The organism is Pseudomonas sp. VD-NE ins, from assembly GCF_031882575.1.
GTDB classification, from domain to species: domain Bacteria; phylum Pseudomonadota; class Gammaproteobacteria; order Pseudomonadales; family Pseudomonadaceae; genus Aquipseudomonas; species Aquipseudomonas fluorescens_BZ.
In genome coordinates, this window is the sequence record NZ_CP134772.1 from 1,496,601 (window position 1) to 1,512,464 (window position 15,864).

12 protein-coding genes and 1 pseudogene are annotated in these 15,864 nt (G+C 61.0%); 9 read left to right on the forward strand and 4 right to left on the reverse strand.

The annotated features are described in order from the left end of the window. Nucleotides 1-68 precede the first annotated feature (68 nt). The 9 genes from RMV17_RS06495 (at nucleotide 69) to pcaC (ending at nucleotide 8,327) form a co-directional block, all read left to right on the forward strand. Nucleotides 69-926 carry a CoA transferase subunit A gene (locus RMV17_RS06495; protein WP_064393052.1) on the forward strand — a complete coding sequence of 286 codons (858 nt, stop codon included), beginning with the start codon at nucleotides 69-71 and terminating at the stop codon, nucleotides 924-926. Further along, a complete protein-coding gene (locus tag RMV17_RS06500) occupies nucleotides 926-1,705 on the forward strand; it encodes a CoA-transferase subunit beta (protein ID WP_064393051.1) in 780 nt (259 codons plus the stop codon). Before RMV17_RS06495 ends, RMV17_RS06500 begins: the two co-directional genes overlap by 1 nt. Beyond that, nucleotides 1,702-2,907 (forward strand): 3-oxoadipyl-CoA thiolase, encoded by a 1,206-nt coding sequence (gene pcaF / locus RMV17_RS06505; protein WP_311886048.1) that lies wholly within the window; start codon nucleotides 1,702-1,704, stop codon nucleotides 2,905-2,907. Before RMV17_RS06500 ends, pcaF begins: the two co-directional genes overlap by 4 nt. A gap of 36 nt (nucleotides 2,908-2,943) precedes the next feature. Next, the gene (gene pcaH / locus RMV17_RS06510) at nucleotides 2,944-3,648 is read left to right on the forward strand and encodes a protocatechuate 3,4-dioxygenase subunit beta (protein WP_093438659.1); all 705 of its coding nucleotides are present in this window, start codon (nucleotides 2,944-2,946) and stop codon (nucleotides 3,646-3,648) included. Between the two features lies 1 nt (nucleotide 3,649). Beyond that, complete coding sequence (gene pcaG, locus RMV17_RS06515) at nucleotides 3,650-4,216, forward strand: protocatechuate 3,4-dioxygenase subunit alpha (RefSeq protein WP_102902710.1); 567 nt, start codon at nucleotides 3,650-3,652, stop codon at nucleotides 4,214-4,216. A 197-nt stretch (nucleotides 4,217-4,413) separates the two neighbouring features. Further along, entirely contained in the window at nucleotides 4,414-5,709 is a 1,296-nt protein-coding gene (locus tag RMV17_RS06520; protein ID WP_034153075.1) for an MFS family transporter, read from the forward strand. Nucleotides 5,710-5,755: 46 nt separating this feature from the next. Next, nucleotides 5,756-7,120 carry a 3-carboxy-cis,cis-muconate cycloisomerase gene (locus tag RMV17_RS06525; RefSeq protein ID WP_311886049.1) on the forward strand — a complete coding sequence of 455 codons (1,365 nt, stop codon included), beginning with the start codon at nucleotides 5,756-5,758 and terminating at the stop codon, nucleotides 7,118-7,120. A gap of 12 nt (nucleotides 7,121-7,132) precedes the next feature. After that, nucleotides 7,133-7,921 (forward strand): 3-oxoadipate enol-lactonase, encoded by a 789-nt coding sequence (gene pcaD, locus RMV17_RS06530; protein ID WP_311886050.1) that lies wholly within the window; start codon nucleotides 7,133-7,135, stop codon nucleotides 7,919-7,921. A gap of 13 nt (nucleotides 7,922-7,934) precedes the next feature. Next, nucleotides 7,935-8,327 carry a 4-carboxymuconolactone decarboxylase gene (pcaC, locus tag RMV17_RS06535; RefSeq protein WP_311886051.1) on the forward strand — a complete coding sequence of 131 codons (393 nt, stop codon included), beginning with the start codon at nucleotides 7,935-7,937 and terminating at the stop codon, nucleotides 8,325-8,327. A gap of 131 nt (nucleotides 8,328-8,458) precedes the next feature. Here pcaC and RMV17_RS06540 read toward each other — a convergent pair. From RMV17_RS06540 to emhB, 4 genes and pseudogenes are all read right to left on the reverse strand, one after another. Then, nucleotides 8,459-9,263: pseudogene (locus RMV17_RS06540) on the reverse strand (methyltransferase domain-containing protein). Between the two features lie 293 nt (nucleotides 9,264-9,556). Then, nucleotides 9,557-10,816, reverse strand: coding sequence for an OprD family porin (locus RMV17_RS06545; RefSeq protein ID WP_311886052.1), 1,260 nt, complete (start codon nucleotides 10,814-10,816; stop codon nucleotides 9,557-9,559). Nucleotides 10,817-11,254: 438 nt separating this feature from the next. Further along, a complete protein-coding gene (gene emhC, locus RMV17_RS06550) occupies nucleotides 11,255-12,715 on the reverse strand; it encodes an efflux RND transporter outer membrane subunit EmhC (protein WP_115986216.1) in 1,461 nt (486 codons plus the stop codon). After that, entirely contained in the window at nucleotides 12,712-15,861 is a 3,150-nt protein-coding gene (gene emhB / locus RMV17_RS06555; protein ID WP_311886053.1) for an efflux RND transporter permease subunit EmhB, read from the reverse strand. Before emhB ends, emhC begins: the two co-directional genes overlap by 4 nt. Nucleotides 15,862-15,864 lie beyond the last annotated feature (3 nt).

A 15,864-nucleotide genomic window follows, 5' to 3' on the forward strand; every position in this document is an offset into this window, starting at 1 on the left:
TGACTCCGGCGCTGAACCTCGCGCCTTTTTATCACTGGCGATTCATTACAAAAACAGGAGCCCGCTCCATGGCTGAGATCCTTTCGCTGCACGACGCGGTGAAGCAATTCGTCAACGACGGTGACACCGTCGCGCTCGAAGGCTTCACTCACCTGATCCCTACAGCAGCGGGTCATGAAATCATTCGTCAGGGCAAGAAAGATCTGACGCTGGTGCGGATGACGCCTGACCTGATCTACGACCAACTGATCGGTGCCGGTTGCGCACGCAAACTGATTTTCTCCTGGGGCGGCAACCCGGGTGTCGGTTCGCTGCACCGTCTGCGTGACGCGGTCGAGAAGCAATGGCCGCACGCTCTCGAAATCGAAGAGCACAGCCACGCCGACTTGGCGAATGCCTACGTCGCTGGCGCCTCCGGCCTGCCGTTCGCGGTGCTGCGTGCCTACGCCGGCTCTGACCTGCCGAAGGTCAATCCACTGATCAAAACCGTGACCTGTCCGTTCACCGGTGAAGTGCTGGCGGCCGTGCCGTCGGTGCGCCCGGACGTGACCGTGATCCACGCACAGAAAGCCGACCGCCAAGGCAACGTGCTGCTGTGGGGCATTCTTGGCGTACAGAAAGAAGCCGCTCTGGCCGCCAAGCGCTGCATCGTCACCGTCGAAGAAATTGTCGATGACCTCAAGGCGCCGATGAACGCCTGCGTACTGCCGACCTGGGCCTTGAGCGCGGTCTGCCACGTACCCGGTGGCGCGCATCCGTCCTACGCCCACGGTTACACCGAGCGCGACAATCGTTTCTATCAGGCGTGGGATCCGATCGCCCGCGACCGTGAGACGTTTACCGCGTGGATCAACGAATACATCCATGGCTGCGCTGACTTCAGCGCGTTCCAGGCCAAATTGGCCGCTGCTTCGGAGGCCAAGTAATGACTTACACCACCAATGAAATGATGACCGTCGCGGCGGCCCGTCGCCTGAAGAACGGCTCGGTGTGCTTCGTCGGCATCGGCCTGCCGTCGAAAGCCGCCAACCTGGCGCGCCTGACTTCTTCGCCGGACGTAGTGCTGATCTACGAATCGGGTCCGATTGGCGCCAAGCCAAGCGTGCTGCCGCTGTCCATCGGTGACGGCGAACTGGCGGAAACTGCCGACACCGTCGTACCGACTGGTGAGATTTTTCGCTATTGGTTGCAGGGTGGACGCATCGACGTCGGTTTTCTCGGCGCCGCGCAGGTCGACCGTTTCGGCAACATCAACACCACCGTGGTTGGCGATTACTTCTCGCCGAAAGTGCGTCTGCCGGGTGCCGGTGGCGCGCCGGAAATTGCCGGTTCGGCGAAAAGCGTATTGATCATCCTTAAACAGTCGGCGCGTTCGTTTGTCGACAAGCTCGATTTCATCACCTCGGTCGGTCACGGCGAGGGCGGCGATTCGCGCAAACGTCTGGGCCTGCCGGGCGCTGGGCCGGTCGGCATCATCACTGACCTGTGCATCATGGAGCCGGAAGAAGGCACCCACGAATTCGTGGTCACCGCGCTGCATCCGGGCGTGACCCGCGAGCAAGTGGTCGCGGCCACCGGTTGGGCGATTCGTTTTGCCGAGCATGTTGAAAACACCGCTGAACCGACTGAAGTCGAACTGACTGCGCTGCGCGATCTCGAAGCGCGTACTGCCGCCGCCCACGGCCAGGCACCGGGAGAAGCATGATGCGTGACGTTTATATCTGCGACGCGATTCGCACGCCCATCGGCCGGTTCGGCGGCGGTTTGTCCGCTGTGCGAGCCGATGACCTGGCCGCCGTGCCGATCAAGGCCCTGATGGAACGCAATCCATCGGTGGACTGGAGCGCCATCGACGAAGTGTTCCTCGGTTGCGCCAACCAGGCCGGCGAAGACAACCGCAACGTCGCGCGCATGGCGCTGCTGTTGGCGGGCCTGCCGGACAGCGTGCCGGGCGTGACGCTCAATCGTCTTTGCGCTTCGGGCATGGACGCGATCGGCACAGCATTCCGGGCGATTGCCAGCGGCGAGATGGAGCTGGCGATTGCCGGCGGTGTCGAGTCGATGTCCCGCGCGCCGTTCGTGATGGGCAAGGCGGACGCGGCGTTTTCGCGCAACATGAAGCTGGAAGACACCACCATCGGCTGGCGTTTCATCAACCCGTTGATGAAGGCGCAGTACGGCGTCGACGCGATGCCGCAGACCGCTGACAACGTCGCCGACGACTATAAAGTGTCGCGCGCCGATCAGGACGCGTTCGCTCTACGCAGTCAGCAACGCACTGCTGCCGCGCAGGCTGCGGGCTACTTCGCCGAAGAAATCGTCGAAGTGCGGATCACCCACAAGAAGGGCGAAACCGTAGTCAGCCAGGACGAACATCCTCGTGCCGATACCACGATCGAAGCACTGACCAAGCTGAAGCCAGTCAACGGCCCGGACAAAACCGTTACCGCCGGCAATGCTTCCGGCGTCAACGACGGTGCTGCTGCACTGATTCTCGCCTCCGCTGAAGCGGTGAAAAAACATGGCCTGACCGCCCGCGCCAAAGTGCTCGGCATGGCCAGCGCCGGTGTGGCGCCGCGAGTGATGGGCATCGGCCCGGTGCCGGCGGTACGCAAGCTGATCGAACGCCTCGGCGTGGCGGTCAACGATTTCGATGTGATCGAACTCAACGAAGCGTTTGCCAGCCAAGGCTTGGCGGTGCTGCGCGAACTGGGTCTGGCGGATGACGCTGCGCAGGTCAACCCGAATGGTGGTGCGATTGCCCTCGGTCACCCGTTGGGCATGAGCGGTGCGCGTCTGGTGCTGACCGCACTGCATCAGTTGGAAAAGACCGGTGGCAAGAAAGGTCTGGCGACCATGTGCGTCGGTGTCGGCCAAGGTTTGGCCCTGGCCATCGAACGCGTCTGACGCAAGCCGTGACGAAAAAGAACAGAGGAAAGCGACATGTCTGACAAGCCTGGTTACCGTCGTCCGCAGGAAGGCACTCAGCCTGAGTACCTGCACCCGACGTATCAATCCACCAACCTGCGCTCGCCGTCGAAGCCGTTGGTGTTTCTGCCGCACTCGCTGTCGGAAATCACCGGGCCGACCATCGGCGCCGAGCGTGTGGGCGACACCGATAACGACCTGACCGCCCAGCATGCAGGCGAGCCGCAAGGCGAACGCATCATCATTCACGGCCGCGTGCTTGATGAAAACGGTCTGCCGGTACCGGGAATTCTGGTGGAGATCTGGCAGGCCAACGCCGCCGGCCGCTACAACCACAAACGCGACCTGCACGACGCGCCGCTGGACCCGAACTTCACCGGCACCGGCCGCACCGTCACCGATGCCGACGGCTGGTATCAGTTTCAGACCATCAAGCCCGGCGCCTACCCGTGGGGCAACCACCACAACGCCTGGCGTCCGGCGCACATCCACTTTTCGCTGTTCGGGCCGAGCATCCTCACCCGCCTGGTCACGCAAATGTACTTCCCGGGCGATCCGCTGCTGGCCTACGACCCGATCTACAACTGCGTGCCGGATACCTCGGCCAAGGAACGCCTGATCGCCAGTTTCGATCTGGAAAAAACCATTCCGTCCTACGCCCTCGGTTATCGTTGGGACATCGTGCTGCGCGGGCGTGAAGCCACGCCGATGGAGAAATAAGATGACGCTGACTGCGACCACGTCCCACACCGTCGGGCCGTATTACCACATCGGCCTGACCTGGCTGAACCGCGAAAACCTCACCGTCGAGCAAACCCTTGGCGAGCGCGTCGCAATCACCGGGCAGGTGGTGGATGGCAATGGCGATGTCGTCAACGACGCCATGCTCGAAGTCTGGCAGGCCAATGCCGCCGGCAAATACGACCACCCGGAAGATGAGCAGGACAAGCCGCTCGATCCGCATTTCGAAGGCTTTGGCCGGGTGCCGGTGGACGCTGAAGGGCGCTTCCGTTTCACCACGATCAAACCGGGTACGGTTGAGGGGCTGAAAGGCTCGACTCAGGCGCCGCATCTGGTGGTTTTGGTGTTTGCCCGTGGCTTGGTCAAGCACTTGCTGACGCGGATCTACTTTGAGGGCGAGCCGGCGAACGTCGATGATCCGTTGCTCGAATGCGTACCGGCTGAACGTCGTAGCACGTTGCTGGCCAAGCAGGACGCCTCGGGTGTTTACCAGTGGAATGTAATTCTGCAAGGCACCGATGCCGAAACCGTCTTCTTCGATTATTAAAAGAACACCACCAATCCCCTGTGGGAGCGAGCCTGCTCGCGAAAGCGGTGGGTCAGCCAACATAAATGTCGTCTGACACTCCCTCTTCGCGAGCAGGCTCGCTCCCACAGGGGAGAACTGTGTTGCTGATGGAACTGTGGAACGGGACTGTTGCAAAGTATGTCTAGACTCTCACTGTCCCTATCGAGTGAAAAACAATGACAACCACCACCTCCCATTACACCGGTGAAGAGCGCAGCAAGCGCATCTTTGCCATTGTCGGCGCCTCGTCCGGCAACCTCGTCGAATGGTTCGACTTCTACGTCTACGCCTTCTGCGCGATCTATTTCGCCCCGGCGTTTTTTCCCTCCGACAACCCGACGGTGCAACTGGTCAACACTGCCGGCGTGTTCGCTGCCGGCTTCCTGATGCGCCCGATTGGCGGCTGGATTTTCGGCCGGGTCGCCGACAAGCACGGGCGCAAGAATTCGATGCTCATCTCGATTCTGATGATGTGCTTCGGCTCGTTGCTGATTGCCTGCTTGCCGACCTATAAGGACATCGGCGTCTGGGCGCCGGTCCTGCTGCTGTTCGCCCGCCTGCTGCAGGGCCTGTCGGTCGGCGGCGAGTACGGCACCACCGCCACCTACATGAGCGAAGTCGCCCTCAAGGGTCAGCGCGGATTTTTCGCCTCGTTCCAGTACGTGACGCTGATTGGCGGGCAACTGCTGGCCGTGTCGCTGGTGGTGGTTCTTCAGCAATTCCTCACCGAAGACGATCTGCGTGCCTACGGCTGGCGGATTCCGTTTGTGGTCGGTGCGGTGGCGGCGTTGATTTCGCTGTTCCTGCGTCGCAGCTTGAAAGAAACCACCAACAAGGAAACCCGCGCGCACAAAGACGCTGGCAGCATCAGCGCACTGTTTCGCGATCACAAAGCCGCGTTCATCACCGTGCTCGGTTACACCGCCGGTGGCTCGCTGATTTTCTACACCTTCACCACCTACATGCAGAAGTATCTGGTGAACACCGCCGGCATGCACGCCAAGACCGCCAGCTACATCATGACCGGCGCGCTGTTCCTGTATATGTGCATGCAGCCGCTGTTTGGCATGCTCGCCGACAAGATCGGCCGACGTAACTCGATGCTCTGGTTCGGCGCGCTCGGTACGCTGTTCACCGTGCCGATTCTGCTGAGCCTGAAAAGCGTCAGCAGCCCGTTCCTCGCGTTTGTGCTGATCACCGTGGCGCTGGCGATTGTCAGTTTCTACACCTCGATCAGCGGCCTGGTAAAAGCCGAAATGTTCCCGCCGGAAGTCCGCGCCCTCGGCGTCGGTCTGGCCTATGCGGTGGCGAATGCGATCTTCGGCGGCTCGGCGGAATTCGTCGCCCTGAGCCTGAAGAACATCGGTATGGAAAACTCCTTCTACTGGTACGTGACGGCGATGATGGCGATCGCGTTCCTGTTCAGTCTGCGCTTGCCGAAACAGGCGGCGTATTTGCACCACGATCTTTAACCCGAAGTGCGCGGGCCGTCATGGCCCGCGCCGGCAAGGACTGTTTATGACTCAGCGACCGGGCAATCAATTGTTCGATGCCTACTTCACTGCCCGCAATATGCGTGAAGTGTTCTGCGATCAGGGCCGTGTGCAGGCGATGCTCGACTTTGAAGCCGCATTGGCGCGGGCCGAAGCGCGGGTTGGTTTGATTCCTTCTTCGGCTGTCGCACCGATTGCTGCGGCGTGTAACGCGGGGTTATATGACTTTGCGGCACTGGGCGAGGCGATTGCCACGGCGGGCAATTCGGCGATTCCGCTGGTCAAGGCGCTCGGCAAGCAGATTGCTGCCCGCGACGCTGAAGCCGAACGTTATGTGCATTTGGGCGCGACCAGTCAGGACGTGATGGATTCCGGGCTGGTGCTGCAATTGCGTCAGGCGTTGGAACAGATCGAAAGCGATCTGGCGCAACTGGCCGATTCGCTCGCCGCTCAAGCGCAACGCCATGCGGCCACGCCATTGGCCGGGCGCACTTGGCTGCAACACGCGACGCCTGTGACCCTGGGCATGAAAATCGCCGGATGGCTGGGCGCCGTGACTCGCAGTCGTCAGCGCTTGCGCGAACTCAAGCCGCGTTTGCTGGTGCTGCAATTTGGCGGTGCTTCCGGGACCCTCGCCGCGTTGGGCGAACAGGCCTTGCCGATTGCCGAAGCGCTGGCTGAAGAACTGCAACTGACCTTGCCGGAACAACCGTGGCACACCCAGCGCGATCGCGTGGTCGAGTTTGGCGCGGTGCTCGGTTTGATCGCCGGCAGCCTCGGCAAATTCGGCCGCGACATCAGCCTGTTGATGCAGACCGAAGCAGCTGAAGTGTTCGAGCCATCGGCGCCAGGCAAGGGTGGTTCGTCGACCATGCCGCACAAACGCAATCCGGTCGGCGCAGCGGTGTTGATCGGCGCAGCGACGCGGGTGCCGGGTCTGGTCTCGACGCTGTTCAGCGCGATGCCCCAGGAACACGAACGCAGCCTGGGTCTGTGGCATGCCGAATGGGAAACCTTGCCGGAGATTTGCTGCCTGGTTTCGGGCTCGCTGCAACAGGCTCGCTTGTTGGCCGATGGCCTGGAAGTCGATGCCGAGCGCATGGGCCGAAACCTCGAATTGACGCAGGGGCTGGTGCTGGCGGAAGCCGTGAGCATCGTCCTCGCCCAGCGGGTCGGCCGCGACACCGCGCATCATCTGCTTGAGCAATGCTGCAAACGCGCGGTGGCCGAGCAGCGTCATTTGCGCGCCGTACTCGGTGATGAGCCGAAGGTCACCGCTGAGCTGAGCGACGCTGAACTCGATCATCTTTTGAACCCCGCCCATTACCTCGGCCAGGCGCAAGTCTGGGTCGAGCGCGCGGTGGCCGAACACAACGCATTGTCTGACTGAAAGGAGAGGGCTGTGGCTTTCGTTCAACTCGCCGATGGCGAACTGCACTATCAAATCGAGGGCCCGGTCGATGCGCCGGTGCTGGTGTTGTCCAACTCGCTGGGCACTGATCTGCACATGTGGGACGTACAGATGCCGGCGTTTACCGAGCATTTTCGCGTGCTGCGGTTCGACACCCGTGGCCACGGCAAATCGCTGGTGACGCCGGGTCCGTACAGTATCGAGCAACTGGGCCACGATGTACTTGGTCTGCTGGATGCACTGCACATCGAGCGCGCGCATTTCTGTGGACTGTCGATGGGTGGCCTGATCGGTCAGTGGCTGGGAATCAACGCCGGGCATCGTCTGAACAAGCTGATCGTCTGCAACACAGCGGCAAAGATCGGCGATCCGTCGGTGTGGAATCCACGCATCGAAACCGTGCTGCGCGACGGCGCGGCAGCGATGGTTGCCCTGCGTGACGCGTCGATTGCCCGCTGGTTTACCCCGGACTTTTCGGCTGCTCATCCAGCAGCGGCCAAGCAGATTACCGACATGCTTGCGGCGACGTCGCCGCAAGGTTATGCGGCCAACTGTGCAGCGGTGCGTGATGCCGATTTCCGCGAGCAACTGGCGTCGATCAACGTGCCGTTGCTGGTGATTGCCGGCACGGAAGATGCGGTGACGCCGCCGTCCGGTGGGCACTTTATTCAGGAACATGTACGCGGTGCCGAGTACGCCGAGTTCTATGCGGCGCACCTGTCCAATGTGCAGGCTGGCGCGGATTTCAGTGATCGTGTGTTGGTGTTTCTAAACGCCTGATAAGGGGATTTTCGTGGACGAGAAACAACGTTACGACGAAGGCATGCAAGTGCGCCGCGCGGTACTCGGTGATGCCCATGTCGATCGCAGCCTGACCACGCTGACCGAGTTCAACTCGGAGTTTCAGGAAATGATCACCCGCCATGCCTGGGGCGATATCTGGACACGTCCGGGCTTGCCTCGGCACACGCGCAGCCTGATCACCATCGCCATGCTGATTGGCATGAACCGCGAAGGCGAGCTGAAGCTGCACCTGCGTGCGGCGGCCCATAACGGCGTGAGCCGGAGTGAGATCAAGGAAGTGATCATGCAGAGCGCGATCTATTGCGGGATTCCGGCGGCGAATGCGACGTTTCATTTGGCCGAGTCGGTTTGGGATGAGCTAGGAGTCGAATCCCGGGAGTGATGTTGCCTGAGCTGACGCCATCGCTGGCAAGCCAGCTCCCACAGGTTTTTCAGGTGTGCACAAAATCTGTGTTCGCTGAAAATCCCTGTGGGAGCTGGCTTGCCAGCGATAGCAATAGTGGCCGCGACCAATCAAACCGTGGCAACAATAAATATCCGCTTGAACGCAAACAACGTGTGCCCATCCCCCTCCTGCGGATAATGCTCATGCACCCGCATCAGGTAGTGATAGATAAACCGCGTCTGTTCCTCTGGACTCAGCGCCTGCATCACCGGCCGCAGCGCCGAAACTTTCACCCAGTCATATACCGGTGATTTGCCGTCGACTACCTGCAGCTGCTCGGTCTCCCAGATATCCAGCGACGAGGTCAGCGGCGCGAGCAACCGGTAGTAATCCTCCAGTGCCAACAACGGCCGCGCCGACATGCGCTGGCGCAGTTCAGGTGTGCCTATCGGCGTGCCGCCGGGGCCGCCGTTTTCGAGGGTATCGAGCATCAGCCGATACCACAGCGCATCGCGCCAGTCCGGCATGTGCGCTGCCAGACAACCGCCGGGATTCAGATAACCGAGCAGGTGCGGCAGCAGTGTTTCATGGCCCCCCGATAAAGTGCAGCACGGCGGCAGCGAGCAGCAGGTCCGCCGGCTGCTCGGGTTGCCAATCGAGCAGATCGCAGTGTTTCCATGATGCCCGGATCGGCAGACAGCGTGCTTCATCGAGCATTTGCGCGGAGCTGTCGACGCCCTGCAACTGCGCACGCGGCCAGCGTTTGGCCAACAATTGCGTGGCAATGCCGGTGCCGCAGCCAAGGTCGTAGATGCGTTGCGGGTTGGGCAGGTCGACACGGTCGAGCAATTCATGGACCGGGCGTTGCCTGAGACGGGAAAACTGCTGGTACGCCTTGGCGTCCCAGTCGGGTGTTGCGAGACGAGAGATCATTGAGGTGGTCCTCCGGTGATCGTTGGTGTCTTCCGATGACAACCTGGCTCCCAGCTTGAGGACCGACTACGACGACGGAAGCGGAAAGGTGAAGCACCTGAGTCCTTCAGGTTTTGTCACTTTACCTGCCGGCCGGCGAAGTGCCACTTCTCCTGACCAATGGCGATAACTGCCTGTAGGAGATCAAATGTGGGAGCGAGCCTGCTCGCGAAGGCGGTGTATCAGTCAACATCTCTGTTGAATGTTAAGCCCTCTTCGCGAGCAGGCTCGCTCCCACAGGGGAATATCAGTGTTTAGAGGAGGCTGATCGGGTAACTGACGATCAAGCGGTTCTCATCGAACTCGTTGTTGCTGAAGTCGCGGCGCATGGTCGAGTTGCGCCATCTGACGTTCAGGTCCTTGAGCGCGCCGCTCTGCACGGTGTAGCCCAGTTCCGATTCGCGGCACCATTCCTTGCCGTCGGTGATCGTCCCGGTGTGCACGTTGTCGCCGCTGATATAGCGGTTCATCAGAGTCAGACCGGGGATGCCCAGCGCGACGAAGTTGTAGTCGTGACGCAGTTGCCAGGAACGTTCCTGCGCATTGTCATAGCTGGCGTTGTAGCTATCGTTGGCCAGCGTCCCGCCGCTGGTGCCGTTGACGCGCATCCACGCACTGTCGCCGGTGAGTTTCTGCAGGCCGACGTAGAAGGTGTTGCCGCCGTACTTCGCCGAGAACATCCCCGACCAGGTCTTGTTGTCCAGCTCGCCGGCGCGGGCGCTGCCATCGTCCTTGCCGTAGAAGAAACCGAGGTTGGCGCCCAGCGTCCAATCGCCCAGCGGCTGGCTGTGGATCAGGTTGACGTATTGCTGGCTGTAGATGTCTTTGAGTTCGGCATTCCACAGGCCGATCTGCGTGCGTTTTTCGTTGAAAACGTATTCACCACCCTGGAAGTTGAAGCGATCAGAGGTGAACGCCGCTTTGCCGGTCATCGACATGTCGCTCATGCTGCTGTCGTCGCGCGGGCTGTTGGCGCGGAACTGGCCGCCATAGAGGGTCAGGCCGTCGATTTCCTTCGAGGTGATCTGCCCGCCACGGAAGGTTTGCGGCAGTGAGCGACCGTCGTCCGAGCGCAGGATCGGCAGCACCGGCATCCACTCGCCGACCTTCACTTCGGTCTGGGAAAGCCTGGCTTTGAAGGCAACGTTGGTGCGGCCGAAGTTGTCCGCCGGACGGCCGTCGTGATCCAGCGGCAGCAATGCCGTGCCGCCGGTGCCTTTACCGCCATCGAGTTTCACCGAATACAGGCCCAGTACATCCATGCCGAAACCGACGGTGCCTTGGGTGAAGCCGGATTTGGCGTCGAGGATGAAGCTCTGCGTCCATTCTTCAGCCTTGCCCTGAGCCTTGGTCGGGTTGGTGAAGTTGCGGTTGATGTAGAAGTTGCGCAGGTTCAGGTTGACCTTGGCCCCTTCGATGAAACCGGCCTCTTCAGCCGCAGCGGGCATTGCCGCGCCGGCCAGGGCCAGGGCGATCAGACCGGGAAATGCGTAAGGCGCAGGGGAGGTTGTCATAGCTGGGGTCTCTCTTGTTTTTTTAAGGCGAACGGGGGCGCTGCCACCGGTTTTCGGGGTGCAGACCTGGAAAGTATTCAGAGGTGAAACGACGGCAATCAGCCGGACGGGGCAGGGCGCGGGAGCATGGTGTCGAACCTGTTGTTATTGGTTTTGTGGAGCGAATGGTGCGGGGGGCGGATGTTCGGATTCAATTGGCTAAAGCGGGTTTTGGGCGATTATCGAACGCAAGATTCAGTTGGATTTTATGGTGTCTGTGAGGGCCTCATCGCTGGCAAGCCAGCTCCCACAGGTTTTTGTGTCGTTCACAATGTTGGGTACACCACAGAACATTGTGGGAGCTGGCTTGCCAGCGATGGGGCCTGCCCAGACAACACACCTTTCTGCCAGGCAACAAAAAGCCCACCAATCGGTGGGCTCCTTGTTTTCACCTGATGATCAGAACAACTTCATCTTCGGCGCTTCTTCTTTCAGCGGTTCGTTCTGCGCGGTCTGCGCATTCCAGCCACCACCCAAGGCCTTGTACAGGTTGACCGCACTGGTCAGCTGCGCGAGGCGGTCGGTGATCAGCGCTTGTTGCGCGCTGAACAGCTGACGCTGGGCATCGAGGAAGGTCAGGTTGCTGTCGACGCCGATGCGGTAGCGACGCTCGGCCAGACGGTAGTAATCCTGGTTGGCCGCGACAAAGTCACGCTGCGCTTGCAACTGCTCGGTGTAGGTCTGGCGTGCGGCCAGGCCATCGGCGACTTCCTGGAAGGCCGTTTGAATGGACTTCTCGTAGTTCGCCACGCCGATGTCCTTCTGGATCTTGGCGTAGTCGAGGCTGGCGCGCAGGCTGCCGGCGTTGAAGATCGGCAGGTTGATCTGCGGCTGGAACAGCCACGTCCCCGAACCACCCTTGAACAGGCCGGACAGGTCTGGGCTCAGGCTGCCCGCATTGGCGGTCAGGCTGATGCTCGGGAAGAACGCTGCACGGGCCGCGCCGATGTTGGCGTTGGCCGCTTTCAGGTTGTATTCCGCTTGCAGGATATCCGGACGACGTTGCAGCAGGTCCGAAGGCAGACCGGCCGGTACGTCGCTGAGCAGGTCATCGGACAGCGGTTTGGCCGCTTGCAGGTTGGCCGGGATACCGGTACCGAGCAGCAGCGTCAGGCTGTTTTCGTCCTGCGCGACCTGGCGGGTGTAACGCGCCAGTTGGGCACGGGCGTTTTCCACCGAAGTACGCGACTGCGCCAGATCCAGTGCCGAAGCGACACCGACTTCGTTGCTGCGGCTGGTCAGCTTGTAGCTTTCTTCGAAGGCACCGAGGGTGTCTTGGGTCAGCTTGAGCAGTTCCTTGTCCGCTTGCCAGGTCAGATAAGCGTTGGCGACGCTGGCAACCAGACTGATCTGGGTGCTGCGGCGTGCTTCTTCAGTGGCGAAGTATTGTTGCAGCGCTTGCTCGCTCAGGCTGCGAACGCGACCGAACAGGTCGAGTTCGTAAGCGCTGATACCGACGGTGGCGGAGTAGGAGCTGGTGATGCTCGACTCGCCGGTCTGCGAAGCACGGGCCGGAACCCGCTGACGGCTGCCGCTGGCGTTGGCCGAAACCGCCGGGAACAGATCGGCGCGCTGGATGCGGTATTGAGCCGCATAGGCGTCGATGTTCAGCGCCGCGACACGCAGGTCGCGGTTGTTTTCCAGGGACACCTGGATCAGCTGTTGCAGGGCAGGGTCATGGAAAAACTGCTTCCAGCCTTGCTCGGCAGCGGCCTGCGCCGGAGCCTGGGCCGGCGAGTACGCCGGCCCCTGCGGGTACTGACCTGCGACCGGAGCCTCAGGCTGCTGATAGTCAGGTATCAGCGAGCAACCGCTCAGCACGAAGGCGGCGACTGCGATGGAGAGTAGCGACTTGCTCATTGGCCAGCCTCTTTAGGAGTTTCAGTCGTTTCATCCTCGTCAGCGATCTTACGCTGGCCGATGGACGAAACCGTAACGAAGAACAGTGGGACCCAGAAGATCGCCAGGATCGTGGCCGTGAGCATACCGCCAATCACGCCCGTACCGATCGCATGTTGACTGCCTGAACCGGCGCCGGTGGAGATCGCCAACGGTACAACACCGAGGACGAAGGCCAGCGAGGTCATGATGATCGGTCGCAGACGCATGCGGCAGGCTTCGATCGCCGCATCACGCAGGCTGCGTCCCTGTTCATGCAGTTCCTTGGCGAACTCGACGATCAGAATGGCGTTTTTAGCCGCCAGACCGATGGTCGTCAACAGCCCCACCTGGAAGTACACGTCGTTGGACAGCCCGCGCAGGCTGGTGGCCAGCAGCGCACCGATGATCCCCAGCGGTACCACGAGCATAACCGCGATCGGAATCGACCAGCTCTCGTACAGCGCCGCCAGACACAGGAACACCATCAGCAGCGACAGGGCGTACAGCGCCGGTGCTTGCGAACCCGACAGACGTTCCTCATAGGACAGACCGGTCCAGGAGATACCGACACCGGCCGGCAGCTTCTTGGCGATCGCTTCGACTTCGGCCATCGCTTCACCGGTGGAATAACCCGGCGCCGGAGAGCCGAGCACTTCCATCGCTTCTACGCCGTTGTAACGGGCCAGCTTCGGCGAACCGTAGATCCACTCGCCTTTGGCGAACGCGGAGAACGGCACCATGGTCCCGGCGTTGTTGCGCACGTACCATTTCTTCAGGTCTTCAGGGCTCATGCGAGCACCGGCCTGACCTTGCACGTAAACCTTCTTCACACGACCACGGTCGATGAAGTCGTTGACGTAGCTACTACCGAAGGAGATCGACAGCGTGCTGTTGATGTCGGTGAGGCTCAAGCCAAGGGCCTGGGCTTTCTCGTCGTCGATTTCCAGGTGGTATTGCGGTTCATCGTTCAGGCCGTTCGGACGCACCTGATAGAGCACCTTGCTCTGAGCGGCGAGGCCGAGGAACTGGTTACGCGCTTCCATCAGCTTGTCGTGACCGATACCGGCGCGGTCCTGCAGGAACACGTCAAAACCGGTGGCGTTACCCAGCTCCAGTACCGCAGGCGGGGCGAAAGCGAACACCATGGCATCGCGGAAACTGAAGAAGTGTTGCTGGGCTCGTTGGGCCAGGGCAAACACGCTGTTGTCCGAGTTACGCTCGTCCCACGGCTTGAGCATGATGAACGCCAGACCCGAGCTCTGACCGCGACCGGCGAAGTTGAAGCCGTTCACGGTGAACACCGAGGACACCGCGCCTGCTTCTTTATCCAGCAGGTAGCTGCGCATTTCGTCGATCACCACCTGAGTACGCTCGGCACTCGAACCGGCCGGGGTCTGGACTTGGGCGAACAGTACGCCCTGGTCTTCTTCCGGCAGGAACGCGGTTGGAATGCGGGTGAACAGCCAGATCATGCCGACCACGATCAGCAGATAGGCCAGCAGGTACGGCGCTTTGCGCGACAGCATGTTGCCGACACCGCGCTCGTAGCTCTGCACACCGCGATCGAAATTGCGGTTGAACCAGCCAAAGAAACCTTTCTTCGGCGTGCCGTGCTCACCTTTCGGAATCGCCTTGAGCATGGTCGCGCAAAGGGCCGGGGTGAAGATCAGCGCCACCATCACCGACAGGGCCATGGCCGAGACGATGGTGATCGAGAACTGCTTGTAGATCACACCGGTGGAGCCGCTGAAGAACGCCATCGGCAGCAGTACCGCCGACAGCACCAGCGCAATACCGACCAGTGCGCCCTGGATCTGGCCCATGGACTTTTTGGTCGCTTCCTTCGGTGACAAGCCTTCTTCGCTCATCACCCGCTCGACGTTTTCCACCACAACGATGGCGTCGTCCACCAGCAAACCGATGGCCAGCACCATACCGAACATGGTCAGGGTGTTGATGCTGAAACCGAAGGCCGCGAGGATGCCGAACGTACCGAGCAATACCACCGGCACCGTCATCGTGGTGATGACCGTGGCGCGGAAGTTCTGCAGGAACAGGAACATCACCAGGAACACCAGCACGATCGCTTCGACCAGGGTTTCAACCACACCTTTGATCGACTCGGTCACCACCGGAGTGGTGTCGTACGGGAATACCACTTCCATGCCTTGCGGGAAGAACGGCTTGAGGTCGTCAATCGTCTTGCGCAGCGCCTTGGCGGTGTCGAGGGCGTTGGCACCGTTGGCCAGTTTTACCGCCAGACCAGAAGCCGGGCTGCCGTTGAACTGCGCAGAAATGCTCGAGTTTTCACCGCCCAGACCAACGTCAGCGACGTCGCCGACCCGCACTTGCGAGCCGTCCTGGTTAACCTTCAGCAGAATCGCCTTGAACTGCTCGGCAGTCTGCAGACGGGTCTTGCCGATGATCGTGGCGTTCAGTTGCTGGCCTGGCAGCGCCGGCAAACCGCCGAGCTGACCGGACGACACCTGGACGTTCTGCGCCGAGATCGCGGTGCTGACATCGCCCGGGGTCAGGTTGTACTTGTTCAACTTGGCCGGATCGAGCCAGATGCGCATCGCGTACTGGGCACCGAAGACCTGGAAGTCACCGACACCGGCGGTCCGCGAGATCGGATCCTGCATGTTCGACACGATGTAGTTGGACAAGTCGTCCTTGGTCATGCTGCCGTCACGCGATACCACGCCGATAACCAAGAGGAAGTTTTTCACTGCCTTGGTCACGCGGATACCTTGTTGCTGCACTTCCTGCGGCAACAGCGGGGTGGCGAGGTTCAGCTTGTTCTGAACCTGCACCTGCGCGGTGTCGGAGTTGGTGCCTTGCTCGAAGGTCGCGGTGATGGTCATGCTGCCGTCGGAGTTACTCTCCGAAGACACATAACGCAGGTTGTCGATACCGTTGAGCTGCTGCTCGATCACCTGGACCACGGTGTCCTGCACGGTTTGCGCCGAAGCGCCCGGGTAGGTCACGGAGATCGCAATGGCCGGCGGCGCAATGCTCGGGTACTGGTTGATCGGCAGTTTCAGGATCGAAAGTGCCCCGACCAGCATGATCACCAGGGCAATTACCCAGGCGAAAATCGGACGGTCGATGAAGAATTTTGACATGAG

Bases quoted from the DNA above. Each gene is read 5' to 3' on its own strand.
- RMV17_RS06495 (WP_064393052.1), top strand. From the start codon at position 69: ATGGCTGAGATCCTTTCGCTGCACGACGCGGTGAAGCAATTCGTCAAC.
- RMV17_RS06500 (WP_064393051.1), top strand. From the start codon at position 926: ATGACTTACACCACCAATGAAATGATGACCGTCGCGGCGGCCCGTCGC.
- pcaF (WP_311886048.1), top strand. From the start codon at position 1,702: ATGATGCGTGACGTTTATATCTGCGACGCGATTCGCACGCCCATCGGC.
- pcaH (WP_093438659.1), top strand. From the start codon at position 2,944: ATGTCTGACAAGCCTGGTTACCGTCGTCCGCAGGAAGGCACTCAGCCT.
- pcaG (WP_102902710.1), top strand. From the start codon at position 3,650: ATGACGCTGACTGCGACCACGTCCCACACCGTCGGGCCGTATTACCAC.
- RMV17_RS06520 (WP_034153075.1), top strand. From the start codon at position 4,414: ATGACAACCACCACCTCCCATTACACCGGTGAAGAGCGCAGCAAGCGC.
- RMV17_RS06525 (WP_311886049.1), top strand. From the start codon at position 5,756: ATGACTCAGCGACCGGGCAATCAATTGTTCGATGCCTACTTCACTGCC.
- RMV17_RS06545 (WP_311886052.1), bottom strand. From the start codon at position 10,816: ATGACAACCTCCCCTGCGCCTTACGCATTTCCCGGTCTGATCGCCCTG.
- emhC (WP_115986216.1), bottom strand. From the start codon at position 12,715: ATGAGCAAGTCGCTACTCTCCATCGCAGTCGCCGCCTTCGTGCTGAGC.
- emhB (WP_311886053.1), bottom strand. From the start codon at position 15,861: ATGTCAAAATTCTTCATCGACCGTCCGATTTTCGCCTGGGTAATTGCC.